At 69.4% G+C, this 19,415-nt stretch carries 19 protein-coding genes; 11 read left to right on the top strand and 8 right to left on the bottom strand.

Annotated elements, in window-relative coordinates; genetic code table 11:
* Genes E6C64_RS05970 through E6C64_RS05950 form a run of 5 tightly spaced genes read left to right on the top strand, consistent with a single transcriptional unit; the run spans position 1 to position 6,714 of the window.
* Positions 1-813 (top strand): ATP-binding cassette domain-containing protein, encoded by an 813-nt coding sequence (locus E6C64_RS05970; protein ID WP_158437762.1) that lies wholly within the window; start codon positions 1-3, stop codon positions 811-813.
* A complete protein-coding gene (locus tag E6C64_RS05965) occupies positions 810-1,760 on the top strand; it encodes a flavodoxin family protein (RefSeq protein WP_136426733.1) in 951 nt (316 codons plus the stop codon). Before E6C64_RS05970 ends, E6C64_RS05965 begins: the two co-directional genes overlap by 4 nt.
* A complete protein-coding gene (locus E6C64_RS05960) occupies positions 1,753-2,661 on the top strand; it encodes an alpha/beta hydrolase fold domain-containing protein (RefSeq protein WP_233255492.1) in 909 nt (302 codons plus the stop codon). The genes E6C64_RS05965 and E6C64_RS05960 overlap by 8 nt, the downstream gene beginning before the upstream one ends.
* Positions 2,662-2,714: 53 nt before the next feature.
* Entirely contained in the window at positions 2,715-3,953 is a 1,239-nt protein-coding gene (locus E6C64_RS05955; RefSeq protein WP_136426732.1) for a family 1 glycosylhydrolase, read from the top strand.
* A gap of 31 nt (positions 3,954-3,984) precedes the next feature.
* On the top strand, positions 3,985-6,714 hold the full coding sequence (locus tag E6C64_RS05950; RefSeq protein ID WP_136426731.1) for a family 78 glycoside hydrolase catalytic domain: 2,730 nt from the start codon (positions 3,985-3,987) through the stop codon (positions 6,712-6,714).
* Positions 6,715-6,920: 206 nt separating this feature from the next.
* Here the strand turns inward: E6C64_RS05950 and E6C64_RS05945 are convergent, their stop codons facing one another.
* A complete protein-coding gene (locus E6C64_RS05945; protein WP_136426730.1) occupies positions 6,921-7,556 on the bottom strand; it encodes a hypothetical protein in 636 nt (211 codons plus the stop codon).
* 302 nt (positions 7,557-7,858) lie between these two features.
* Here E6C64_RS05945 and E6C64_RS05940 point away from each other — a divergent pair, with 302 nt between their 5' ends.
* Positions 7,859-9,310, top strand: a complete 1,452-nt coding sequence (locus E6C64_RS05940) for an HNH endonuclease signature motif containing protein (protein ID WP_158437761.1) — start codon at positions 7,859-7,861, stop codon at positions 9,308-9,310.
* Positions 9,311-9,359: 49 nt separating this feature from the next.
* Here the strand turns inward: E6C64_RS05940 and E6C64_RS05935 are convergent, their stop codons facing one another.
* Complete coding sequence (locus E6C64_RS05935) at positions 9,360-10,463, bottom strand: 5-methyltetrahydropteroyltriglutamate--homocysteine S-methyltransferase (RefSeq protein WP_136426728.1); 1,104 nt, start codon at positions 10,461-10,463, stop codon at positions 9,360-9,362.
* Positions 10,460-10,915, bottom strand: coding sequence for an NUDIX hydrolase (locus E6C64_RS05930; protein ID WP_136426727.1), 456 nt, complete (start codon positions 10,913-10,915; stop codon positions 10,460-10,462). Before E6C64_RS05930 ends, E6C64_RS05935 begins: the two co-directional genes overlap by 4 nt.
* 99 nt (positions 10,916-11,014) lie before the next feature.
* Here E6C64_RS05930 and E6C64_RS05925 point away from each other — a divergent pair, with 99 nt between their 5' ends.
* Together E6C64_RS05925 and E6C64_RS05920 are read left to right on the top strand one after the other, a co-directional pair.
* A complete protein-coding gene (locus E6C64_RS05925; RefSeq protein WP_136426726.1) occupies positions 11,015-11,674 on the top strand; it encodes an SDR family NAD(P)-dependent oxidoreductase in 660 nt (219 codons plus the stop codon).
* A 103-nt stretch (positions 11,675-11,777) separates the two neighbouring features.
* On the top strand, positions 11,778-12,359 hold the full coding sequence (locus E6C64_RS05920) for a VanZ family protein (protein WP_199240973.1): 582 nt from the start codon (positions 11,778-11,780) through the stop codon (positions 12,357-12,359).
* A gap of 47 nt (positions 12,360-12,406) precedes the next feature.
* Here E6C64_RS05920 and E6C64_RS05915 read toward each other — a convergent pair whose 3' ends face one another.
* The 3 genes from E6C64_RS05915 to E6C64_RS05905 form a co-directional block, all read right to left on the bottom strand.
* A complete protein-coding gene (locus tag E6C64_RS05915) occupies positions 12,407-13,630 on the bottom strand; it encodes an FAD-dependent oxidoreductase (protein WP_136426725.1) in 1,224 nt (407 codons plus the stop codon).
* 232 nt (positions 13,631-13,862) lie between these two features.
* Positions 13,863-14,492 (bottom strand): PadR family transcriptional regulator, encoded by a 630-nt coding sequence (locus E6C64_RS05910; RefSeq protein WP_199240972.1) that lies wholly within the window; start codon positions 14,490-14,492, stop codon positions 13,863-13,865.
* A gap of 170 nt (positions 14,493-14,662) precedes the next feature.
* Positions 14,663-15,490 (bottom strand): HpcH/HpaI aldolase/citrate lyase family protein, encoded by an 828-nt coding sequence (locus E6C64_RS05905; RefSeq protein WP_136426724.1) that lies wholly within the window; start codon positions 15,488-15,490, stop codon positions 14,663-14,665.
* A 340-nt stretch (positions 15,491-15,830) separates the two neighbouring features.
* Between E6C64_RS05905 and E6C64_RS05900 the strand changes: the two genes are divergently transcribed.
* Positions 15,831-16,520 (top strand): NAD(P)-dependent oxidoreductase, encoded by a 690-nt coding sequence (locus E6C64_RS05900; protein ID WP_136426723.1) that lies wholly within the window; start codon positions 15,831-15,833, stop codon positions 16,518-16,520.
* On the opposite strand, the gene E6C64_RS05895 is transcribed toward E6C64_RS05900, so the two are convergent.
* Entirely contained in the window at positions 16,474-16,788 is a 315-nt protein-coding gene (locus E6C64_RS05895; protein ID WP_136426722.1) for a MerR family transcriptional regulator, read from the bottom strand. The two genes, E6C64_RS05900 and E6C64_RS05895, sit on opposite strands and share 47 nt — an antisense overlap.
* A 124-nt stretch (positions 16,789-16,912) precedes the next feature.
* On the opposite strand from E6C64_RS05895, the gene E6C64_RS05890 reads away from it, so the two are divergent.
* Both E6C64_RS05890 and E6C64_RS05885 read left to right on the top strand, forming a co-directional pair.
* Positions 16,913-17,350, top strand: coding sequence for an Hsp20/alpha crystallin family protein (locus E6C64_RS05890; protein ID WP_136426721.1), 438 nt, complete (start codon positions 16,913-16,915; stop codon positions 17,348-17,350).
* 14 nt (positions 17,351-17,364) lie between these two features.
* Entirely contained in the window at positions 17,365-17,670 is a 306-nt protein-coding gene (locus E6C64_RS05885) for a hypothetical protein (RefSeq protein WP_136426720.1), read from the top strand.
* A gap of 48 nt (positions 17,671-17,718) precedes the next feature.
* Here E6C64_RS05885 and arfA read toward each other — a convergent pair whose 3' ends face one another.
* A complete protein-coding gene (arfA, locus tag E6C64_RS05880; RefSeq protein ID WP_136426719.1) occupies positions 17,719-19,233 on the bottom strand; it encodes an arabinosylfuranosidase ArfA in 1,515 nt (504 codons plus the stop codon).
* Between the last annotated feature and the right edge of the window lie 182 nt (positions 19,234-19,415).

Here is a 19,415-nt window from a genome sequence, read left to right as displayed (position 1 = left end):
ATGACTACTTCATCCATCGGCACGCCCGCCATTCCGGCGCTGCGTCTCAGCGGCATCGATCTGCACTACGGGTTCGTCAAGGCGCTCGACTCGGTCGACTTCGAGGTGCGCCCCGGCGAAGTCGTGGCCGTGCTCGGCGACAACGGCGCCGGCAAGTCCACTCTGCTGAAGGTCATGTCCGGAGCACATCGACCCTCCTCCGGAGCCATCGAGATCGGCGGCACGCCCACCGAGTTCTCGAGCCCCAAGGCGGCTTCCGACGCGGGAGTGCAGATGGTCTACCAGGACCTCGCCCTCGTCGACGCGGCGGACATCGCCACCAATCTCACCCTCGGCCGCGAACCGCTGATGAAGGGCCCGCTCGGCTGGCTCGGCGTGCTCGACAAGCGGGCCATGCGGCGCGAGGCCGCCCGCGAGCTCGATGCCCTCGGCGTCACGACCGCACCCGTCACGCGGGCCGTCGAGATGCTCTCCGGAGGCCAGCGACAGGTGGTCGCCATCGCCCGATCCGCCGTCCGGGTCGCCTCGCGCGAGCACGGAGTCCTGCTGCTCGACGAGCCCACCGCGGCTCTCGGCTACGCGCAGACCCGGCAGGTCGAGGACCTCATCCGACGGATGGCGCAGAACGGCATCGCCGTCGTCGTGGTCACCCACAACCTGCCGCTCTGCTTCCAGGTGGCCGACCGGATCGTTGTGATGAACCGCGGCCGCAAGGTCGCCGACGTCGCGACCTCCGAGACGGACAACGACTCGGTCGTCGGCTGGATCACGGGAGCCAAGGCGGCGCAGGAGCACCTGCGACCCGTCGCATGATCTCGCCGAGCGCGGCCGGTCCGCGCCGCGTCCTGGGCCTGTCGGCGGGCAACCCCGGCGGCAGTGCCGAGATCGCCCTCAAGGCGGCGCTCGCGGGCGCCGTCGAGTCCGGTGCGTCGGTCGAGCTCGTCCGGATCGACGACCTCGAGCTCTCCGTCGGGCCGAACGCCGGACCGGATGACGCGCAGTGGTTCTGGGACCGACTCATGGACAGCGACGCGCTCATCGTCTCGACCCCCATCTACTCGCGCACCGTTCCGGGCAGGCTGCGGCTGCTGGGCGACAAGATCTCCGGTCCTCAGGCCGACGTCGTCTTCACGTCCGAGCTGCTCCGCATGCGCGGCGAGGGCGCGCCCGTCCCCGTCGACTTCGCGATCGACGAGCGCGTGCTGCGCCCACGGGTCGCCGGGTTCATCGCCGTGGGCGGGTCCATCCCACCGCGCTGGAAGACGCTCGCGCTTCCGCTCCTGCACACCCTCACCGCCTCCGCGCAGATCGCGGTCGTCGATCAGGTCGAGTTCGCCGGGGCGGGCAGCCCCGCGTCCATCGTGCTCGACGTCCCCGCCCTCGAGCGCGCGCATCGGCTCGGCGCGGCGGTAGGAGAGCAGGCCGGTCGCACCTGGGAGGACGCCCGCTACGTCGGCGACCCCGGCGCCTGCCCGCTCTGCCACCTCTCCGTCATCGTGCTGCGCCCGGATGGCATCGAATGCGCCAGCTGCGGCGCCGTCGGCGCGCTCGAGCTGGTGGACGGCCGACCCGTCCCGCGCTTCGATGAGGCAGGACTGGCGCAGTCCGTGCTCTCGATCGCCGAGAAGCTCGATCACTTCCACGAAGTGCAGGCGACCGCCGCCGCGCACGCTCCACGCCGCATCGAGATCGAGCGCGAACGCGAACGATCCGCAGCGTGGGATCCATCCATCCGACCCCAGGAGGCCCGAATTGGCTGAAGCAGAGATCTACGACGTCGCCCTCGAAGCGGCTGAGCACCCGTTCCGCGTGCGCGTCTACCCGGCGGCCTCGCCCACCGGGGCGGCCGTCGTCTGGATGCACGGCGGCGCGTTCATGATGGGCAGCATCGAGATGCCCGAGTCGGATGCCGTCGCGCGCATGCTCGCGAGCCAGGGCGTCTCGGTCGTCGCCGTGGACTACACCCTGGCGCCGCTCGACGCGATGCCCGACTTCGCGGCCGACTTCGGAGCCGATGGCGTGCCGGAGGGCATGCCGTCTCCGGAGCAGATCCGCGCCGAGATGGAGGCGGCCGGTCCGCGGGCGCGGTTCCCCGTCGCCTCGCTGCAGGTCGTCGCCGCCTTCGACTGGGCCGTCGAGAATGCGGCGGCCCTCGGCGCCGATCCCGAGCGGATCGCCATCGGCGGCGCGTCCGCCGGCGGCAACCTCGCGGGCGGAGCGGCCGTGCGCCTGCGCGACCGTGCAGCCCATCAGCCCGTCGCGGTTCTGATGGCCTACCCGGTGCTGCACAAGGTCCTGCCCGACGCCTCACCCGAGCTGATCGCGCTGCTCGAGGGTCTGCCGGCGATGATGACCTTCCCACCGGAGGACGTGCGGAGCTTCAACCTCAACTACGTGGGCGACGAGGCGGTGCTCGACGACCCGGCCGCCTTCCCCGCCGGGCACGATCAGCGCGGCCTCGCCCCGATGACGATCGTCACGGCGGAGCGGGATCGTCTGCGCGCCTCGGCGGAGGCCTTCGCCGCGGAGCTGGCCCTCGCCGGCGTCGATGTGTCGATCAGCGCAGAGCGCGGTGCGCTGCACGGCTACCTCAACGAGATCGGCGATGCCGCGGCCACGGACACCATCCGGCGATTCATCGCGGCCCTCAGCGTCGCCTGAATCCCCGCTCCGACTTCGTTCCGTTCAGCTCGACCGTCTCCCTGAGGAGCATCATGCCCATCCGACCCTTCCCCGCCGACTTCGTCTGGGGCGTCGCCACCGCCGGACATCAGAACGAGGGCGACAACTCGAACAGCGACACCTGGTACCTCGAGCACGTGACGCCGACGATCTTCCGCGAGCCGTCCGGCCGCGCCGCGAACGGCTACGAACTCTGGGAGTCCGACCTGGACCTCATCGCGGGCATGGGGCTCGATGCCGATCGCTTCTCGGTGGAATGGGCCCGGGTCGAGCCGGAGCAGGGCAGCTACGACTCCGCGGCGCTCGACCACTACGAGGCCATCGTCGATGGCGCGCTCGCGCGCGGGCTCGCTCCTATCGTGACGTTCAACCACTTCACCGCGCCGCACTGGTTCGCGGCGCGCGGCGGCATGCTGGCGGCGAATGCGGCCGATCGGTTCGCCGACTACGCGGATGCCCTCATGCAGCGCTTCGGCGATCGGATCGCCTATGCGGTCACTCTGAACGAGCCGAACCTGCCCCGCCTGCTGTCGTGGATCGTGCCGGAGTTCGTCAACCAGCTCACGCGCGAGACCCTGGCCGCCGCCTCGACGAAGGCGGGCGTCGAGCGCTACCGCTCGAGCAACGTGGTCCAGCCCGAGGACTACGACGCGATGGAGGAGGGGCTGACCCGCGCCCACCTCGCCGGCAAGGCGGCCATCAAGGCGCGCCGCTCCGATCTGCCGGTCGGGCTCTCGATCGCCATCATCGACGACGTCGCGCACGGTGAACCCACCGTCCGCGATCGCAAGCGCGCCGAGTGCTACGGGCACTGGCTCAAGCTCGCGCGGGACGACGACTTCGTCGGGGTGCAGAACTACGAGCGCCTGCACTACGACGCAGACGGGCTGATGCCCGTCGCCGAGGGCAGCGTGCTCAACGAGATGGGCAGCGCGGTCGAGCCCGACTCGCTCGGCGGCGCGGTCCGCTACGCCTACGAGGTCGCCCAGGTGCCAGTGTTCGTGACCGAGCACGGCGTGGGCACGGCCGACGACTCCGTGCGCCTCGGTGTGCTCGAGCCTGCTCTGCAGAGCCTGCAGGAGGCGATGGATGACGGAGTCCCCGTGGTCGGCTACATCCACTGGACGCTGATGGACAACTTCGAGTGGATCGCGGGCTTCGGCAGCTTCCTCGGCCTGCACTCGGTCGATCGGGAGAGCTTCGAGCGCACCCCGAAGCCGAGTGCCGCCGAGTACGCGCGGCTCGTGCGCGCCGCGTCGCAGTCGGTCTGATCCAGCTCGGAGATCCAGCGGAAGGCTCGGCGTGAGCGAGATCGTGTGTCAGGACCTGCGGGTGGAATACCTCGCGTCGCCGATCGGGGTGGGTGCCGCGCACCCCCGGTTCTCCTGGACCACCGGTGCGATCCGGCAGAACGCGGCCGAGGTCGACGTGCGCGTCGGCGATCAGACGCTGTGGACGAGCGGCCGCGTCCGTCCTGACATCCCGCAGGTCGGATACGCCGGCCCCGCGCTTCCGTCGGACGCCGTGGTCGACTGGAGGGTCCGCGCCTGGTCGGAGGGCGAGGCGAACCCCGGAGCGTGGACCGACGGCCGCTTCGAGACGGCGCTGGGTGCCGACGACTGGACCGCCGAGTGGATCCGTCCCGTTCAGCAGGCCACCGCCGTCGAGCGCTGGACGCTGTTCGACTGGATCGTCGGCAAGCGCCCAGAGGCGCCGATCGAGGATCGGCTGCGGCCCGTCCAGCTGCTGCGGCAGAGCTTCGATATCGACGGGGAAGTCGTGCGCGCCCGGCTCTCCGCCACAGCGCACGGCGTCTACACGGCGCAGCTGAACGGCCGGGCAGTCGGCGATGAGGTGCTCGCGCCCGGCTTCGACAGCTACGCGCACCGGGTCTCGGTGCAGTGCTACGACGTGACCGATCAGCTCGTCGCGGGGGAGAACGTGCTCGGCATCGCCCTTGCGGACGGATGGTGGGCGGGCCGCATCGGGCTCAGCGGGTCTAGTGCCCAGTGGGGCGATCGGACCAGCGCCATCTGGCAGCTGCAGCTGCACTTCTCGGACGGGCGCGTCGAGACCGTCGACTCGGACGGCGACGTGCGAAGCGCGCCGGGGCCGTGGCGCTACGCGGATCTGTTCATCGGAGAGCTCTTCGATGCCGGTGCACAGCGGATCGGCTGGGACACGCCCGGCTTCGACGACGGCGAGTGGACCGCCGTCGAGCTGAGCGGCGAAGACCGATCCACCCTCGTCCCGTTCGCGGGCGAGCCCATCCGGCGGGTGGGTGAGCTGGCCGCCGTGAGCGTGAGCGGCGATCCTGCCGCGGGCTGGATCGTCGACTTCGGCCAGGTCGTCGCCGGACGGCTGCGGCTGACGCTTCGCGGCCTGCGAGCCGGTCAGGAGGTGAGGATCCAGCACACCGAGACCCTCACCGCCGACGGCGCGTGGTTCGCGAACATCTCCGGCATCAACAAGGAGCAGATCGACGTCTACCGAGCGGCCGGCGACCAGGAGGAGGCCTACGAGCCGACCTTCGCCTTCCACGGTTTCCGCTACGCCAGGATCACCGGACTCGACGCCGCCCCCGCCACCGCCGATGTCGTTGCCGTCGTCCTCTCGAGCGATCTCGAACAGACCGGATCCTTCGAGTGCTCCGATCCGCGCCTCGATCAGCTGCACCAGAACGTGCTGTGGAGTCAGCGCGCCAACTTCCTGTCCGTGCCGACCGACTGCCCGCAGCGCGAGCGGGCCGGCTGGACGGGGGACGCCCAGGTGTTCGCGGCTGCCGCGGCCAACAACGCGCAGGTGGTGCCGTTCCTCTCCCGCTGGCTCGCCAATCTGCGTGCGGACCAGCTCGCCGACGGGGGAGTGCCGATCTACTCTCCGAGGTCGCCGCACGACATCGAGTCGCAGGCGGCAGCGCGCGGCATCGGCGCCATCACGGTCGCGGCGGGGTGGAGCGACGCCATCGTGCTCGTGCCGTGGACCCTCTACGAGCGCACCGGCGATCGGCGCGTCCTCGCGGAGAACCTCGGCGCGATGCTGCGCTGGATCGAGTATCAGACCCGGACGGCCGCCATGGAGCTGCCGAACGCGCTGGACGGGGTCGAGCTCTCGTCCGAGCGCGCCGCCGCGCAGGCCCTGCTCTACAACACAGGGGACCACTTCGGCGACTGGCTCACCCCGTCCACTCTCGCGGGCAGGCCGCTGCACGAGGCGATCGGCATCGCGCCCGAGTTGACCAAAGAGCTGATCGCGCCGATGTTCCAGGCGCATTCCCTTGGGCTCGCGGCGCGGATCGCGGCGATCCTCGACCTGCCCGAGCAGGCTGAGGCGCTCGCCGCACATGCGGCCTCCGTGCGTGCGGCCTTCATCGCCGAATACGTGTCAGACGACGGTGAGCTGCCCGTCCAGCTGCAGGGCGTCTACGCCATCGCGCTCGCCTTCGACCTCGTCCCGGAGGCGCTGCGCTCTCGTGCAGCCGACCGGCTCGCGGCACTCGTCGCGGACAACGGTGATCGCCTGGACACCGGCTTCCTCTCCGTTCCGCACCTGCTGAACGTGCTGGATGCGACCGGCCACACCGAGCTGGCTCGGCGGGTGCTGTGGCAGACCGAGATGCCGTCATGGCTGTACGAGGTGGATCACGGCGCCACCACCATCTGGGAGTCATGGGATGCGATCGCGCCGGACGGATCCGTCCGGGAGGTCTCGCTCAACCACTACGCCTTCGGCTGCGTGGACGACTGGCTCTTCGGCCGCATAGCGGGCATCAGGTCCACGGCGCCCGGCTACCGCGCCCTCCGCGTCGAACCGGACCTCGATCCCCATCTCGACTGGGTGCGCGCGAAGCTCGGCACGCCCTTCGGCCCTGTCGAGGTCAGCTGGACCCGGCGCGGCGGCGAGGTGGAGGTCGAGACGGTGCTGCCGGGCGGGATCGATGCCGTGCTCTGCATCGGCGGCCGCGAAGAGGCCCTCGACGCTGGGCACAGCGTCCATCTCATGCCCACGCCGTCCGGACCCGGGGAGTCCTAGGGCCGGCGAACGGCGATGTGAGGACGCAGTGTCGGGACGCGGATGTCGGGGGTCCCAACCAGGGTGGCGCTGTGACCGCAGAGCGATGCCCCGAGCACGACGAGCCCATGCTGCTGGCGCGCGCGGTTCGCGACGCGTGGGTCGGCGAGGTCCACTGGATGTGGGTGTGTCCGCACGGTCACGTCGTCGAGTCGACCGCTGTGCGTTCAGGTGCGGGCGTGGGCCACCGCGCCGAACCAGGCCAGCGCGAGCAGCGCACCGATTGCTGACGACAGGACGGAGATCGACAGGCTCGCCAGCCAATCCGCCGCACGAGGAGTGCGAGGGTCCGACGAAGTCCACGCAGCCGACGAGAACGGCGACGCGCGGCCATTCCTCGGAGCGGCGAAGTCGACGCCCGCTGCCGATCTCGAGCCGAGGAGGAAGCGCAGTGCGCTCACCCGGATCGCCCAGATGAGAGGGACGACGCCCATCAGGATGAACAGCCCGGCGATCAGGTACGCACCGCCGCCCGCGCCCTGCGCTCCGGCGAACAGGAAGGCGAGTCCGAGCCCCACGAAGAGGATCGGCCAGCTGAGCAGTTCTAAAGCGGATCCGAACCCACGGGCGAGGAAGAGGCCGATCGCGACGGCCGCCAGACCGGCGAAGATGCTCAGCGGCGCGAAGAGCTCGACCCCGGCTGGGCACTGCACCTCGATCTCGTAGGGGCCGCCGCTGGCGCATGAGCCGCCGATGGCGAGGACGGCGAGGGAGACCTGGAACAGCAGGGTGAAGGCGAGCGAGAAGAGCAGCCAGGACGCGATCGAGCCGAGCACACGGAGTGGGGGAGTGACGGCGAACACGGCTCATGGTGACAGCGAATCGCTCCCACCGAAACCGTCCACTGCGCTGGACCTTCGCGGGCGGGCTTCGACACGGCCTCCGGCCGGCTCAGCCACCGGGCCACTCGAGTTTCCGGTGGCTGAGCCGGGCGCTGCACGCCCGTGTCGAAGCCCTGCATCCGGTGGCTGAGCCGGGCGCTCAGCGCCCGTGTCGAAGCCCACGCGAGGGACCCCGAAACTCGCTTCAACCAATGGTTGAAACTCGGTCCGGATCAGGTCGGAAACACCCTTCCAATGTCGGTGGGTGGTGGTTGAGTGCAGGTATGGACGAGGTGCGCACGGCGGAGGACATCGCACACCTCGACGAGCTCGCAGAGGACTTCATTCAGACCCCATCGATGTCCAATCACGAGGTGCTCGCCTGGCTCGAGGCGAACCCGGAACCCTACGCGGGCGAGCCGGTCGAGCAGGTCGAGGTGGCTCCGCGCCGTCGTCGGCAGCAGTTCCTTGAGGGCATCGCCGGGTACCGCAGTGACATCCAAGGTGCCCAGGTGAGGCAGATCAAATGGATCGCCGCCGAGGCCGCCACCTACGCGCGGCAAGCTCCTAATCCGATTCAGGAGAGCATCCAGGACCGCGTCTTCATGACAGAAGTCGCCCTCACCCTGGGGATCACCGAGCGGGCCGCTCTGAATCTGATCGAGCGGTCGAAGATCCTCACCAGCGAGCGGCATTTGACGTTGGCTGCGGTAGAGAACGGCCTCATGACGCTCGGTCATGCGGAAGTCATCGCCGACGCGGGGCTCGACCTGTTCGTCGAGCTCGCGGAGCGATTCGAGCGCGAGGCGATCGATCTCGCGCTGCGGATGACACCGACGAAGCTCAAGCCCGCCCTCGTCAAGCTCCGTGAGCGCCTGCAGCCTGAGGACGCCATCGAGCGCCACAAGGATGCGCTGCTCGACCGGCAGGTCCGAATCGCCCCGAACCAGGATGGGATGGGTGAGCTCTGGGCCTCGCTGTCCGGGGAGGACACTGTCGCGATCGACGCGAAGCTCGATGCCTGCGTCCGCTCCATCAAGAACGCCGGCGGAGAGGACGGCCGCACCGCCTCACAGCTGCGCGCCGATGTCCTGGTCGATCTGATCCTGAACGACGACTCCGGCATGCGCAACATCCGCCCTGTGGTCTTCCTCACCGCCCCCGCGGCGACGGCCGTCGGCGGCGACGCACCTGCGGAGCTGCAAGGCCAGGGGCCCATCGATGCCGAGACCGCACGGAAGCTGATCGAGCTGGCATCGGGCTTCTATCGGGTGCTGATCAGCCCGACCACCGGCAAGGTGGTCGATATCGACACCACCGCACGGCACATCCCGGAGTCAGTGCGGCGCCTGGTCACCCTTCGCGACGGGACATGCCGTTTCCCGGGCTGCAACCGCACCGCGGTCGGCCTGGACCTCGACCACGTGGACGACTATGCCGATTCCGGATACACGGCGGCCGACAACCTCATCGCGCTGTGTCGGAAGCATCACCGACTTCGCCATCTCGGCGGATGGAACAGCATCCTCGACGCCGAGGGTTTGGTCACCTGGACCAGCCCGTCCGGCCGGGTCGACGTGACTCACCCCGACAATCCGGTCGAGCTCCCCGATCAGAACCCGACCCCGAAACCACCGCCCAAAGTCGTCGACCCTCTCGAGGCGTGGTGGAACCCGAGCGACCTCTCAGGACCGCTGCCGTTCCGACGCGGCGGCACTCCACCACCCAACAACTGACACCGGCGGGGCTGATGCCCTCGGGTCCGTCGGGTGAAGGGGGCTCCGATCAGCCCCAGACCTTGGCCGCGACGTCGACGACCTCGCGGATCTTCGCCCACTGCTGCTCGTCGCTGAGATCGTTGCCGTCCTCGGTCGAGGCGAAGCCGCACTGCGGGCTCAGGGCCAGCTGGTCGAGCGGAACGATCGTGGCGGCCTCGTCGATGCGCTTGGCGACGAGGTCGGTGTCTTCGAGCTCGCCGCTCTTCGTGGTGATGAGTCCCAGCACCACGACCTTGTCGCCTTCGGGCAGGAAGCGAAGCGGCTCGAACGTGCCCGCCCGCTCGCTGTCGTACTCGAGGAAGTAGCCGTCGTAATCCACGACATCGAGCAGCTGCTCGGCCACCGGCTCGTAGCCGCCGGAGGAGATCCAGGTGGACCGGAAGTTGCCGCGACAGACATGCGTGGTGACGACGAGATCATCGGGCTTCTCCGCCAAACAGTCGTTGAGCAGCGCCGCGTAGCGCTCCGCCAAGCCGTCCGTCCGGATGCCGCGCTGCCGCGCCTTCGCGAGCTCGGCCTCGGAGCACAGGTACGCCCAGGCCGTGTCATCGAACTGCAGGTAGCGGGCGCCCTCGGCATAGAAGGCGGCGATCGCCTCGCGGTAGGTGCGGGCCAGATCGGCGAAGGTGTCCTCGGCATCGTCGTAGACGCTGTGGTCGACGGCGCCGCTCTCGAGTCGGAAATGCAGCACGGTCGGGGCCGGGATGCTGATCTTCGGCTGCACCGAGGTGGTCCGGGCCAGGAAGCGGTAGTGCTCGAGCATCGGGTGATCCGAGGGGAACCCGATGGACCCGTCGACGCGGAGACCGCGCTTGCGGGTCTCGACTCCGGTGAACTGGATGCCGTGATCCTGATCGACGACGGACACTCCGTCGAGCCCGTCGAAGAAGTCGAAATGCCACCACGAGCGCCGGAACTCGCCGTCGGTCGCGAGCTGAAGCCCGGCATCGGCCTGCTTCGCGACGACCAGGGCGATCTCCGCGTCCTCCACCGCCCGGAGCCCGTCGGCATCGAGGACCCCGGACTCGTGCTGAGCCCGGGCCTGCTTGAGGGCGGGGGTGCGGAGGAAGCTGCCGACGATGTCGGCGCGGAACGGCGGATTGACACTCACTCCAGCAATGTATCCGGACGTCGGTCGCCAGCCGATTCGGTCGTAACGGAAAGACTTGTCGAGCCCTGAAGCTCGAGCGCGGGGAACACATGGTCGCGCAGCAGGGGAGCGACGGTGCGGTCGTCGAGTCGGGACCAGGCGAGCTCGGCGATCTCGCCGTGCGGCGCGTAGCCGCCGCGCACAGGCGGATGCTCGAACACGGTCGCGACGATCCGGCCGTCCTCATTCGCGGCCCGCGCATCGAAGACGCCGACCAGCACCAGCGCGTCGGGATCCAGAACCGCACCGAGCTCTTCGTGGCATTCGCGGACCGCGGCGGCGACCGCATCCTCACCGGGCTCCGGCTTGCCGCCCGGAAACATAAAGGAGGAGGTGCCCTGCTTGCGGACGGTCAGCACCCGACCTTCGTCGTCGCGGAACACGACGGCACTCACGACGACCGGCTGTGCCACTGCTGCTCCTCTCGACGGCGGGCGACGCTCGAACCGAACCAGGATCGCATCCGCCCTCGCTCAGGGCCGCATCCAGGTCGAGCGCCCTAGCCTTTCGCCATGACCGATCTCAGTGGTGCCGTCGTCCTGGTCGTCGGAGCGTCCGGCGGTCTCGGGTCGAGGATCACGGCCCTTCTCTCTGCCGCGGGCGCGACGGTGATCACGGCGAGCCGCGCGTCCGGATGGGATCTGCGCGACGGCGCGATGCCGACGTCCCTCGTCGGCGTCGTCGAACGCGAGCACGGTCGGCTCGACGGGCTGGTGATCACCGCGGGAGTGGTCGCGTTCGGCGCGGCGGATGAGGTGTCCGATGAGACGGTCGACGAGCTCTTCGCGGTCAACGCCGCGGGCCCGATCCGATTGATCCGGGCCGCCTCAGCGCTGCTGAAGGCCTCGTCGGCCGAGGGACGATCGCCCTTCGTCGTGACGCTCAGCGGAGTCGTCGCCGAGTCGCCCACCGCCGGGATGGCGGCGTACTCCGCCTCGAAGGCCGCCCTCGCCGCATTCGTCTCCGCGGCGTCGCGCGAGCTTCGCCGCGCGGGCGTCCGCCTGCTCGACGCCCGCCCCGGCCACATCGAGACCGAGCTGTCGACGCATCCCATCGCGGGCAGTGCGCCTCGTCTCCGCGCGGGGCTGTCGCCGGACGCCGTCGCCGAGCGCATCGTGAAGGCCGTCGTCGACGGCGAGCGCGATCTGCCGAGCTCGGCATTCGCCGGCTGACCGTACGACTTCCGATGGGAATCGGTCCACCGCGAGGATGACCCGAGCCGAACGGCGTGGCGTGTCGGTTGTGGGTCGGGCAGTGCTGGCCGACGATGACGACGTGTCCATCCCGCGTTCCGGTCCGCCGCTCACGAGCACCCGAATGGCGGATCCGCGTCCGCTGCTGACCGTGCTCTTCGTGACCTACCTGCTGCTGCTCGCCTGGATCATCCTCTGGAAGCTCGAGCCGCCGTACATCGGAGCGGCTGCTGGACTGCCCCGTCCTCTCAAGCTCGTCCCCTTCGTGTCCACGGAGGACGACGGAGCGAGCACTCCTCTCGAACTGCTCGTCAATCTTGCGCTCTTCGTGCCATTCGGCGCCTACCTGGGTCTGCTCCTTCCCGGGGCGCTCGGTTCGAAGGTCTGGCCGGCGGCGATCATCCTCAGCGCATCGAGCCTGATCCTCGAAGTCACCCAGCACCTGCTGTCGATCGGCAGCTTCGACACCACCGACGTCATCGTGAACACCGCGGGCGGCATGCTCGGATTCGGCCTGCTGGTCATGATCCGTCGCCGGCTCGGACCGGCGACGGCGCCTGTCATGGTGCGGGCTCTGACCATAGGAACGGCGCTCGCCGTCGCGGCGGTCGTGATCGTCATCGCCTCGCCTCGCCTCTGCGCTATTCACCCCCGCACGACGTGATCTTCCCCTCGCCGTCGTCATCAGTCCGCATCGGCTGAACCGCCTCGTCAGCGGGATCCGAGCGGGAACGGCTGCTCCCAGTCGATCCGGAAGCGCTGCTCGGGGCCCATCGTCTTCTCGAAGTCCATGAACCGCATCATCAGCGGCATCACGACGCCCATCATGCGCTGGGCCATCGGCCCGGGATTCTTCGTGGAGTTGACCCGGGCGCCGCGTCGCGTGATCGCTTCCACTCGAGGACGGCGTGCTCGCTCATACGCCGCGAAGGCGCTCGTCGGATCCGGTGCGTCGCGCAGCGCACGGGCCAGCTCGATCGCGCTCTCGATGGCGAGGGACGCGCCCTGTCCCGTGCTGTTGGAGGGCGCGTGGACCGCGTCCCCGACGAGCACGAGCCGATCGCGATGCCAGTTCGGCACGCTCGGCATGATGTGGATTGCGCCGGTCGCATCCAGACCCTCGACGGTCGTGGACTCGACGAGCCGTTCTCCCGGCCGATCGCCGGCGTATGTGGCGCGTAGGATCCGCAGCCACTCCTCATTCGGCGTCTTCCGGGCGTCGGTCAGCGAGAGGTAGGCCTTCGAGGGGAGATTCGCGCCCCACACGATCGTGTCGTCGGGCTCCGGCCAGTAGAGGTAGTAGGCCCGCGACCCGAAGGCGAAGGTCATCCCGTCGAAGTCGGCCTCAGCACCGGGCACGCGGGCACCCGAAAGGCCGGCGTCCGCGCGACCCTCGAAGCTGAGCAGGCCGGTGTAGTGCGGGCCCGGCGCAGCGGGATCGATGATGCTGCGGATGGTGGAGCGGGCTCCATCGGCGCCGATGATCACGTCCGCGCTCTCGGTCCCGCCGTCGTCGAAGATGGCGGTGACGCCGCTTGCGGCCCCTTCGACGCGGACAAGTCGTCGGCCGTAGGAGTAGGTCGCACCGGCGCGCACGGCGCCGTCGTGGAGCACCCGCTGGAGCTGCCCGCGGCGGACCATGCGCATCGGCTCGACACCCGCGATCGAGGGCAGGGCGCCGAGATCCTTGGTGCCAACGGTCATCCGCGAATGCGCGATCGGGATGCCGATCGCGCGGACCGCGTCGCCGAGGCCGAGCACATCGAGGGCGGTCTGGCCGTTGGCGGCGAGGGCGAGGCTGCCGCCTGCCCCGCTGTCGGCGTCGGGATAGGCCTCGACGACGTGGGCGTCGACGCCGGCGAGACGGAGGGCGGTCGCGGTGACGGGGCCGGCGATGCCGCCGCCGATCACGAGGGCTGAGCTGATGCTGGGCATGGTTCTCCTTCGATCCCACGGCGGTGCCGCGGGACGGTCGATGTCCGACTGTCGATGTTCGACGTCGATGTTTGGACCGGAAGGAGATCCCGACTAGCGTTCGGTTGCCACCTCGCAACGGGATCAGCCCTCCGGGGCTTCGTTCGAGTGGGGTCCCGGGCGGCGTTGCCGCGCCCCCGGGGCCGTTCCCACTCAGACGCATGTCTGCGGCTGGAGGTCTCAGCCGACGTCGTCAGTGGTCGCCGTCGAGTGCCTCCTCAGCGATGGGCGTCGTCGACTCGTGATGGGTGCGCCACTCGGCGACTCCTGGGAACACGCCCGCCTCGAAGTCGGCCGTGATGCCCTGCAGCCAGGCGACCTCGGCGCGCATGACGGCGAGTGTGTAGTCGTCCTCGAGCAGGAACAGCCGAGGCACGGTCTCAGACCATCCCGCGAGGTCGCGCTCCAGCTGGGCTAGTCGGGATCGCACCCGATCGGCCCGCAGGCGCAGCAGGGTCTGGGCCTCGTCGGGGCCTATCGCTCCGAGCATCGACAGCCCTATAGCGAAGCGGGATCGGTCGGTGTCGGGTCCGGCGAGCAGCTCCCTCGTCCAATCCGCCATCTCCCGCAGCCCTGAAGGAGTGATCCGGTAGGTGGTGCGCTCCGGGCGGGCGCCATCCCGGTCCACGCCCGTCGCTTCGACGAAGCCGTGACGCTCGAGCGAGCTGACGACCGTGTAGAGCGAGCCCCACTTGATGGGCATGTCGTCGTCCTTGCCCTGCTCGCGGATGGTTGTCGCGATCTCGTAGCGATGCATCGGGCGCTGCGCGAGCACGCCGAGCACCGCGAGACCGAGCAGGTTCGATACGGGGCGATCCGGCACCTCGGCTCCTCTCACTCGTGCACGAATATACGCCTACGAATAGCTCCGCACCAGAGCACCGCCGCAAATGAATCGAGATGCCACTTTCCGTCCCTATACGGCGGTCGTAGGGACGGAAAGTGGCATCTCGATCGAGTGCCGGGGCGGGGGCGGCAGGCGTCAGCCGTGGATCAGGCGGGCTCGACCCCGAACGCCCGGGCCAGCTTGTCGATCTTCTGCGCACGTCCGAGCCGGGGCAGGTCGGAGCCGTCGCGGATGATCCGGCCGCGCGCCTCGAAGTCGTCGAGGAAGTCGCGTGCCCACGCCACATCGGAGCGGGTCGGCGAGATGACCTCGTTGATGATCGGCAGCTGGTCGACATCGAGGCAGAGCTTGCCCGTCATGCCGAGGGCGACTGCGATCCCGCCCTGCTCGCGCAGCACGGGGTGGCTGGTGCCCACGGTGGGGCCGTCGATGGGGCCGGGCAGGTTGCCGACGCGGCTGGCAATCACGAGGCGGGAGCGCGGATAGGCCATGGCCATGTCGTCGGCACTCGCGCCGGTGTCGCGGCGGTAGTCGCCGCTGCCGAAGGCCAGCCGGTACGCGCCGCGAGCGCGGGCGATGTGCGCCGCGTCCTCGATGCCGAGCGCGGACTCGACGAGGGCGATGACGGGCTTCGCGCCCCGGAGCCGGTCGAAGGTCTCGGTGACGTGAGCGGGTTCCTCGGTCTTGGCGAGCATGACGCCCTGCAGACCGGGCAGGCCGACGAGGGCATCGACGTCGTCGGACCAGAAGTCGCTGGCACGGTCATTGATCCGCACCCAGCCCTGGCCGCCGCCGTTCAACCAGTTGACGACGTCGTCGCGAGCGGCCTGCTTGAGGCGGGGATCGACGGCGTCTTCGATGTCGAGGATGATCTGATCCGCCCGCGATGAGGCGGCGCTGTCGAAGGTCTCGGGGCGGGTGGCGGCGACGAGCAGCCAGGATCGCGAGATCTCGGCCGAGGGGGAGTCGCGCACCGACGCAGCCCTCCCGCTCGCGGTCGTCGACTGGGGGGCGTGCTCTGCCTCGGGTCCCCGAGGGTTGATGTCCGACACGTGGTCTCTTTCGTCTTTCGACCCAGTCGGCGCCCGCACGCGATCCGTCTCACGTGAGCGTGCCCGCTCGCTGCTGCGCGAGTCTCGTGAGCCGTTCTCTCCGACGTCGAGGCGCTTGATCCCCGACAGTCCTTCGCTTCGAGGGTATCCAACTCCCCGAGGCAGCCGGATCCCGTGCGAATAGCGCCTAGCGTGAGTGCGGAGCGGAACCGCCGTGGAGCCGCCGCGATTTCCCGGACCTCCGTGTGGACAGGACGAGATCATGGCTGCACCCGATGGAGCGCCACAGAAGACGTTCCTGGTGTTCGGCGGCACCGGACAGACCGGCCAGCACTTCGTGCGGCAGGCTCTCGGGCAGGGACATCGCGTGCGAGCCCTCGCCCGCAATCCCGACAAGTTCGCGTTCGCGCATGCCGACCTCGAGGTGATCAGGGGCTCCATCACCGAGCACCCCGACCTGGATGCGCTCCTCGGCGGAGTGGACTTCGTCGTGTCGATGCTGGGCGATGCGGAAGCGCAGCGGGAGCGCAGGATCAACGACGGGTTCGTCCGCCAACTGGTCCCTGCGATGCGCAGGCAGGGTGTCTCGCGGTTCCTCTATCAGGCGGGCGGACTGAGCGCGCCGCCCGACCGGGCGCTGTCTCCGGTGCTGCGGCTGGTCCGATCGACGGTCGCTCGCGGCTACGACGGTCAGCACCGGGACAACGAGGCGGTCATGCGGTATCTGACCGAGGACGCCGCCGACATCGAGTGGATGGTCCACCGTGCCGGCATCGGCTCCGACGGGCCGTCGAAGGGGGTGCTGCGTCGATCGCAGAAGGCGATCAGCATCGCAACCTTCCAGGACTGCGCGGCCTACAACCTGCGGACGGTGATGGACGCGGATGCCGTGCACACCTGCGACGTCAGCTCCTATCGGGCCCCCGGACCTCGCGGCGCATCAGCCGGGTGATCTTCGCCTCGAGCCGGCGGTTGTCCTCCTCCAGCTCGAGGACCCGTCGCGCGCCTGCCAGGTTGAGGCCCTCGCCGAGCAGCTGCGCCACTCGACGCAGGATCGTCACGTCGTCGACGCTGTAGCGTCGCGTGCCACCGGCTGTGCGGTCCGGAGTCAGCAGTCCCCGGCGCTCGTAGAGCCGCAGGGCCTGCTCGCCGATGCCGGCCATCTCGGCTGCGACGGCGATGCCGTAGACGCCCTTGTCGTCCTCGTTGCGCTGTGTCATCCGTCCTCCGAGAAAATTGCGGGATCCCCTGGCGAAGTCTGCCGCAGTGGAGTTATAAAATCTATGTCAATCGACACAGATCAGGTCGATTGAGACTCTCAAGTGAAATGGAGGAGTTCCAGAAATGCTGATGCAGCACGACCCGTTCCGCGACCTCGACCGGCTCACTCAGCAGGTCTTCGGCACACTGGCACGACCGACGAGCATGCCCCTCGACGCCTGGCGCGACGGCGACGACTTCGTCGTCGAGCTCGACCTTCCGGGCATCGATCCCGACAGGCTCGACATCGATGTGGAGCGCAACATCCTGACCATCCGAGCCGAGCGGGTCAGTCGCATGCCCGACGCCGCGAACGCCGTCGCCACCGAGCGCCCCTGGGGTCTGTTCAGCCGCCAGCTCGTCCTCGGTGACGCGCTGGACACGGAGCGCGTCGAAGCGGACTACACCGCAGGCGTGCTCAGCCTGCGCATTCCGGTCGCCGAGAAGGCCAAGCCGCGGAAGATCAACATCCTCAGCCGCGACAAGCAGGAGGGGGCCGACACCAAGATCCTGCAGTCATGATCTGAGGACGCGCCATGTCGATGAGTGTTGAGGTCGACGAGGACCTGCTCGAGGTCCTGCTCGACGACCGGAGCTGGGTCGAAGCCGAGTTCCGCCGGATCGTCGCCTCGATGGCCGACCCGGCCGACCCGGCCCCTGGCGGCTCGGCCGCGGACGACTCGCCCGCCCGAGTCACCGCTGCGGGCGTGAACCCGCCCGTCGGACACGGCCGAAGCCGGTGGGCGAGCCGGCTCGCGGGCAGGCATGCCGCCACGGAAGAGTCCGACGGCACGCAGGGGAGGGTCCGATCACCGCCTTCGCGCCCCGGATCAGACAGCTAGCGGACGACCAGATGCCGCACGACGCGTGAGCGTCGTGCGGCATCCCGTTCAGGCGGGGGAGCGCTCGATCTCGATCGCCGCCCACGACGCCGCCGGCAGCTCGAAGACCGCGACACCGTCGGCGGTCTCGACCGGCGCCAGCTCCTGGAGGGTGACCCGAAGCGGGTCGGCCTCGGTGTTCACGGCATAGACGTCCGCGTCGGACAGGACGCTGGCCCCCACCACCCGGCCTCCGAACGCGCTGAGCACCAGCTCGAAGCGCGCACCCTCAGTCGCCGATCTGTTCACGACGAAGACCGAGGCTCGATCCCCGTCGGCGGTGCATGCCGCGTCCACTGCGGGGATGTCGCCGTAGCCGGCCGTCGTCACCTGGTCGCTGTCCACCTCGAGGTCGAGCACCGTTCCATGCGCCAGGCGCGATGTCGTGGCGAACGGGAGGAAGGTCGTCTGGCGCCAGGAATCGCCGCCGGGGGTCGTCATGATCGGGGCGATGACGTTGACGAGCTGAGCGAGCGAGGCGGACCGGACCCGGTCCGAATGGCGCAGCAGCGAGATGAGCAGGCCGCCGACGACCACGGCGTCCGCCACCGAGTAGACGTCCTCGAGCAGTCTCGGCGCGACCGGCCAGTTGCCGGCCCCTGTGATGGTGTTCACGTCGCGGAAGCGCTCCTGGTACCAGACGTTCCACTCGTCGAACGAGATCAGCATCGTCTTCTCGCTGCCGATCTCACGGCCGACCTCGTCGGCGATGCCGCTCACCGTTTCGATGAAGCGATCCATGTCGACGGGCGAGGCGAGGAAGGTCGCCAGGTCTCCGGCCCGCTCCTCGTAGTAGGCGTGGCAGGAGATGAAGTCGACGAGGTCGTACGTGTGCCGCAGCACGGTCCGCTCCCACTCCCCGAAGGTGGGCATCTGCGCGCCGGAGGATCCGCAGACCACCAGCTCCGCCTCGGGCTCCACCTGCCGCATCGCCCGCGCGGTCATCGCGGCGATCTTGCCGTAGTCCTCGGCGTTCCGATGTCCGAGCTGCCACGGCCCGTCCATCTCGTTGCCGAGGCACCACATGCCGACATCGAAGGGTGCCGTTCGGCCGTTCGCGATCCGACGGTCAGAGGTCGCCGTGCCACCCGGCACCCGCGTGTACTCCATGAGATCGAGCGCTTCGAGTGTGCCCCGCGTCCCGAGGTTCACCGCGAGCATCATGTCGCTGCCGACCAGCTCCAGCCAGTCGGCGAACTCGTGCAGCCCGACCTCGTTGGTTTCCGTGGAGTGCCAGGCGAGGTCCAATCGGCGGGGACGCTCGTCCTGTGGACCCACGCTGTCCTCCCAGCGGAACCCCGAGACGAAGTTGCCGCCGGGGTAGCGGATGGTGGTGACGCCGAGCTCGCGGACCAGGTCGACGACGTCGCGCCGGAAGCCCCGATCATCGGCCGTCGGATGTCCGGGTTCGAAGATCCCGGTGTGGATGTGGCGCCCGAGGTGCTCGACGAAGCCGCCGAACAATCGGCGATCGAGCGTCGATCGCACTCGGGTGGGGTCGATGGTGAGTCGTGCGTGGTGCATTCAGCTCCGTCCGGTGTGGCCTGTCAGAAAGATAGCGAGCCGAGCCGAGCCGAGCCGAGCCGAGCCGAGCCGAGCCGAGCCGCTCCGAGGACTGCGCGGGGCACCGGGGCGCATCGACGTCGGACCCTGTGGAACGATGGCCAGACCGTCGGTGCAGACGTCGGGCGGAAACCAGCGAGATG

The sequence above is a fragment of the Naasia lichenicola genome (assembly GCF_004801885.1).
Taxonomy (GTDB): Bacteria; Actinomycetota; Actinomycetes; order Actinomycetales; family Microbacteriaceae; genus Naasia; species Naasia lichenicola.
This window is presented reverse-complemented; position numbering and strand designations above follow the sequence as displayed.

Excerpts from the sequence above, each read along its gene's own strand:
- E6C64_RS05970 (WP_158437762.1), top strand. The coding sequence starts at position 1 with ATGACTACTTCATCCATCGGCACGCCCGCCATTCCGGCGCTGCGTCTC.
- E6C64_RS05965 (WP_136426733.1), top strand. The coding sequence starts at position 810 with ATGATCTCGCCGAGCGCGGCCGGTCCGCGCCGCGTCCTGGGCCTGTCG.
- E6C64_RS05955 (WP_136426732.1), top strand. The coding sequence starts at position 2,715 with ATGCCCATCCGACCCTTCCCCGCCGACTTCGTCTGGGGCGTCGCCACC.
- E6C64_RS05940 (WP_158437761.1), top strand. The coding sequence starts at position 7,859 with ATGGACGAGGTGCGCACGGCGGAGGACATCGCACACCTCGACGAGCTC.
- E6C64_RS05925 (WP_136426726.1), top strand. The coding sequence starts at position 11,015 with ATGACCGATCTCAGTGGTGCCGTCGTCCTGGTCGTCGGAGCGTCCGGC.
- E6C64_RS05915 (WP_136426725.1), bottom strand. The coding sequence starts at position 13,630 with ATGCCCAGCATCAGCTCAGCCCTCGTGATCGGCGGCGGCATCGCCGGC.
- E6C64_RS05900 (WP_136426723.1), top strand. The coding sequence starts at position 15,831 with ATGGCTGCACCCGATGGAGCGCCACAGAAGACGTTCCTGGTGTTCGGC.
- E6C64_RS05895 (WP_136426722.1), bottom strand. The coding sequence starts at position 16,788 with ATGACACAGCGCAACGAGGACGACAAGGGCGTCTACGGCATCGCCGTC.
- E6C64_RS05890 (WP_136426721.1), top strand. The coding sequence starts at position 16,913 with ATGCTGATGCAGCACGACCCGTTCCGCGACCTCGACCGGCTCACTCAG.
- E6C64_RS05885 (WP_136426720.1), top strand. The coding sequence starts at position 17,365 with ATGTCGATGAGTGTTGAGGTCGACGAGGACCTGCTCGAGGTCCTGCTC.
- arfA (WP_136426719.1), bottom strand. The coding sequence starts at position 19,233 with ATGCACCACGCACGACTCACCATCGACCCCACCCGAGTGCGATCGACG.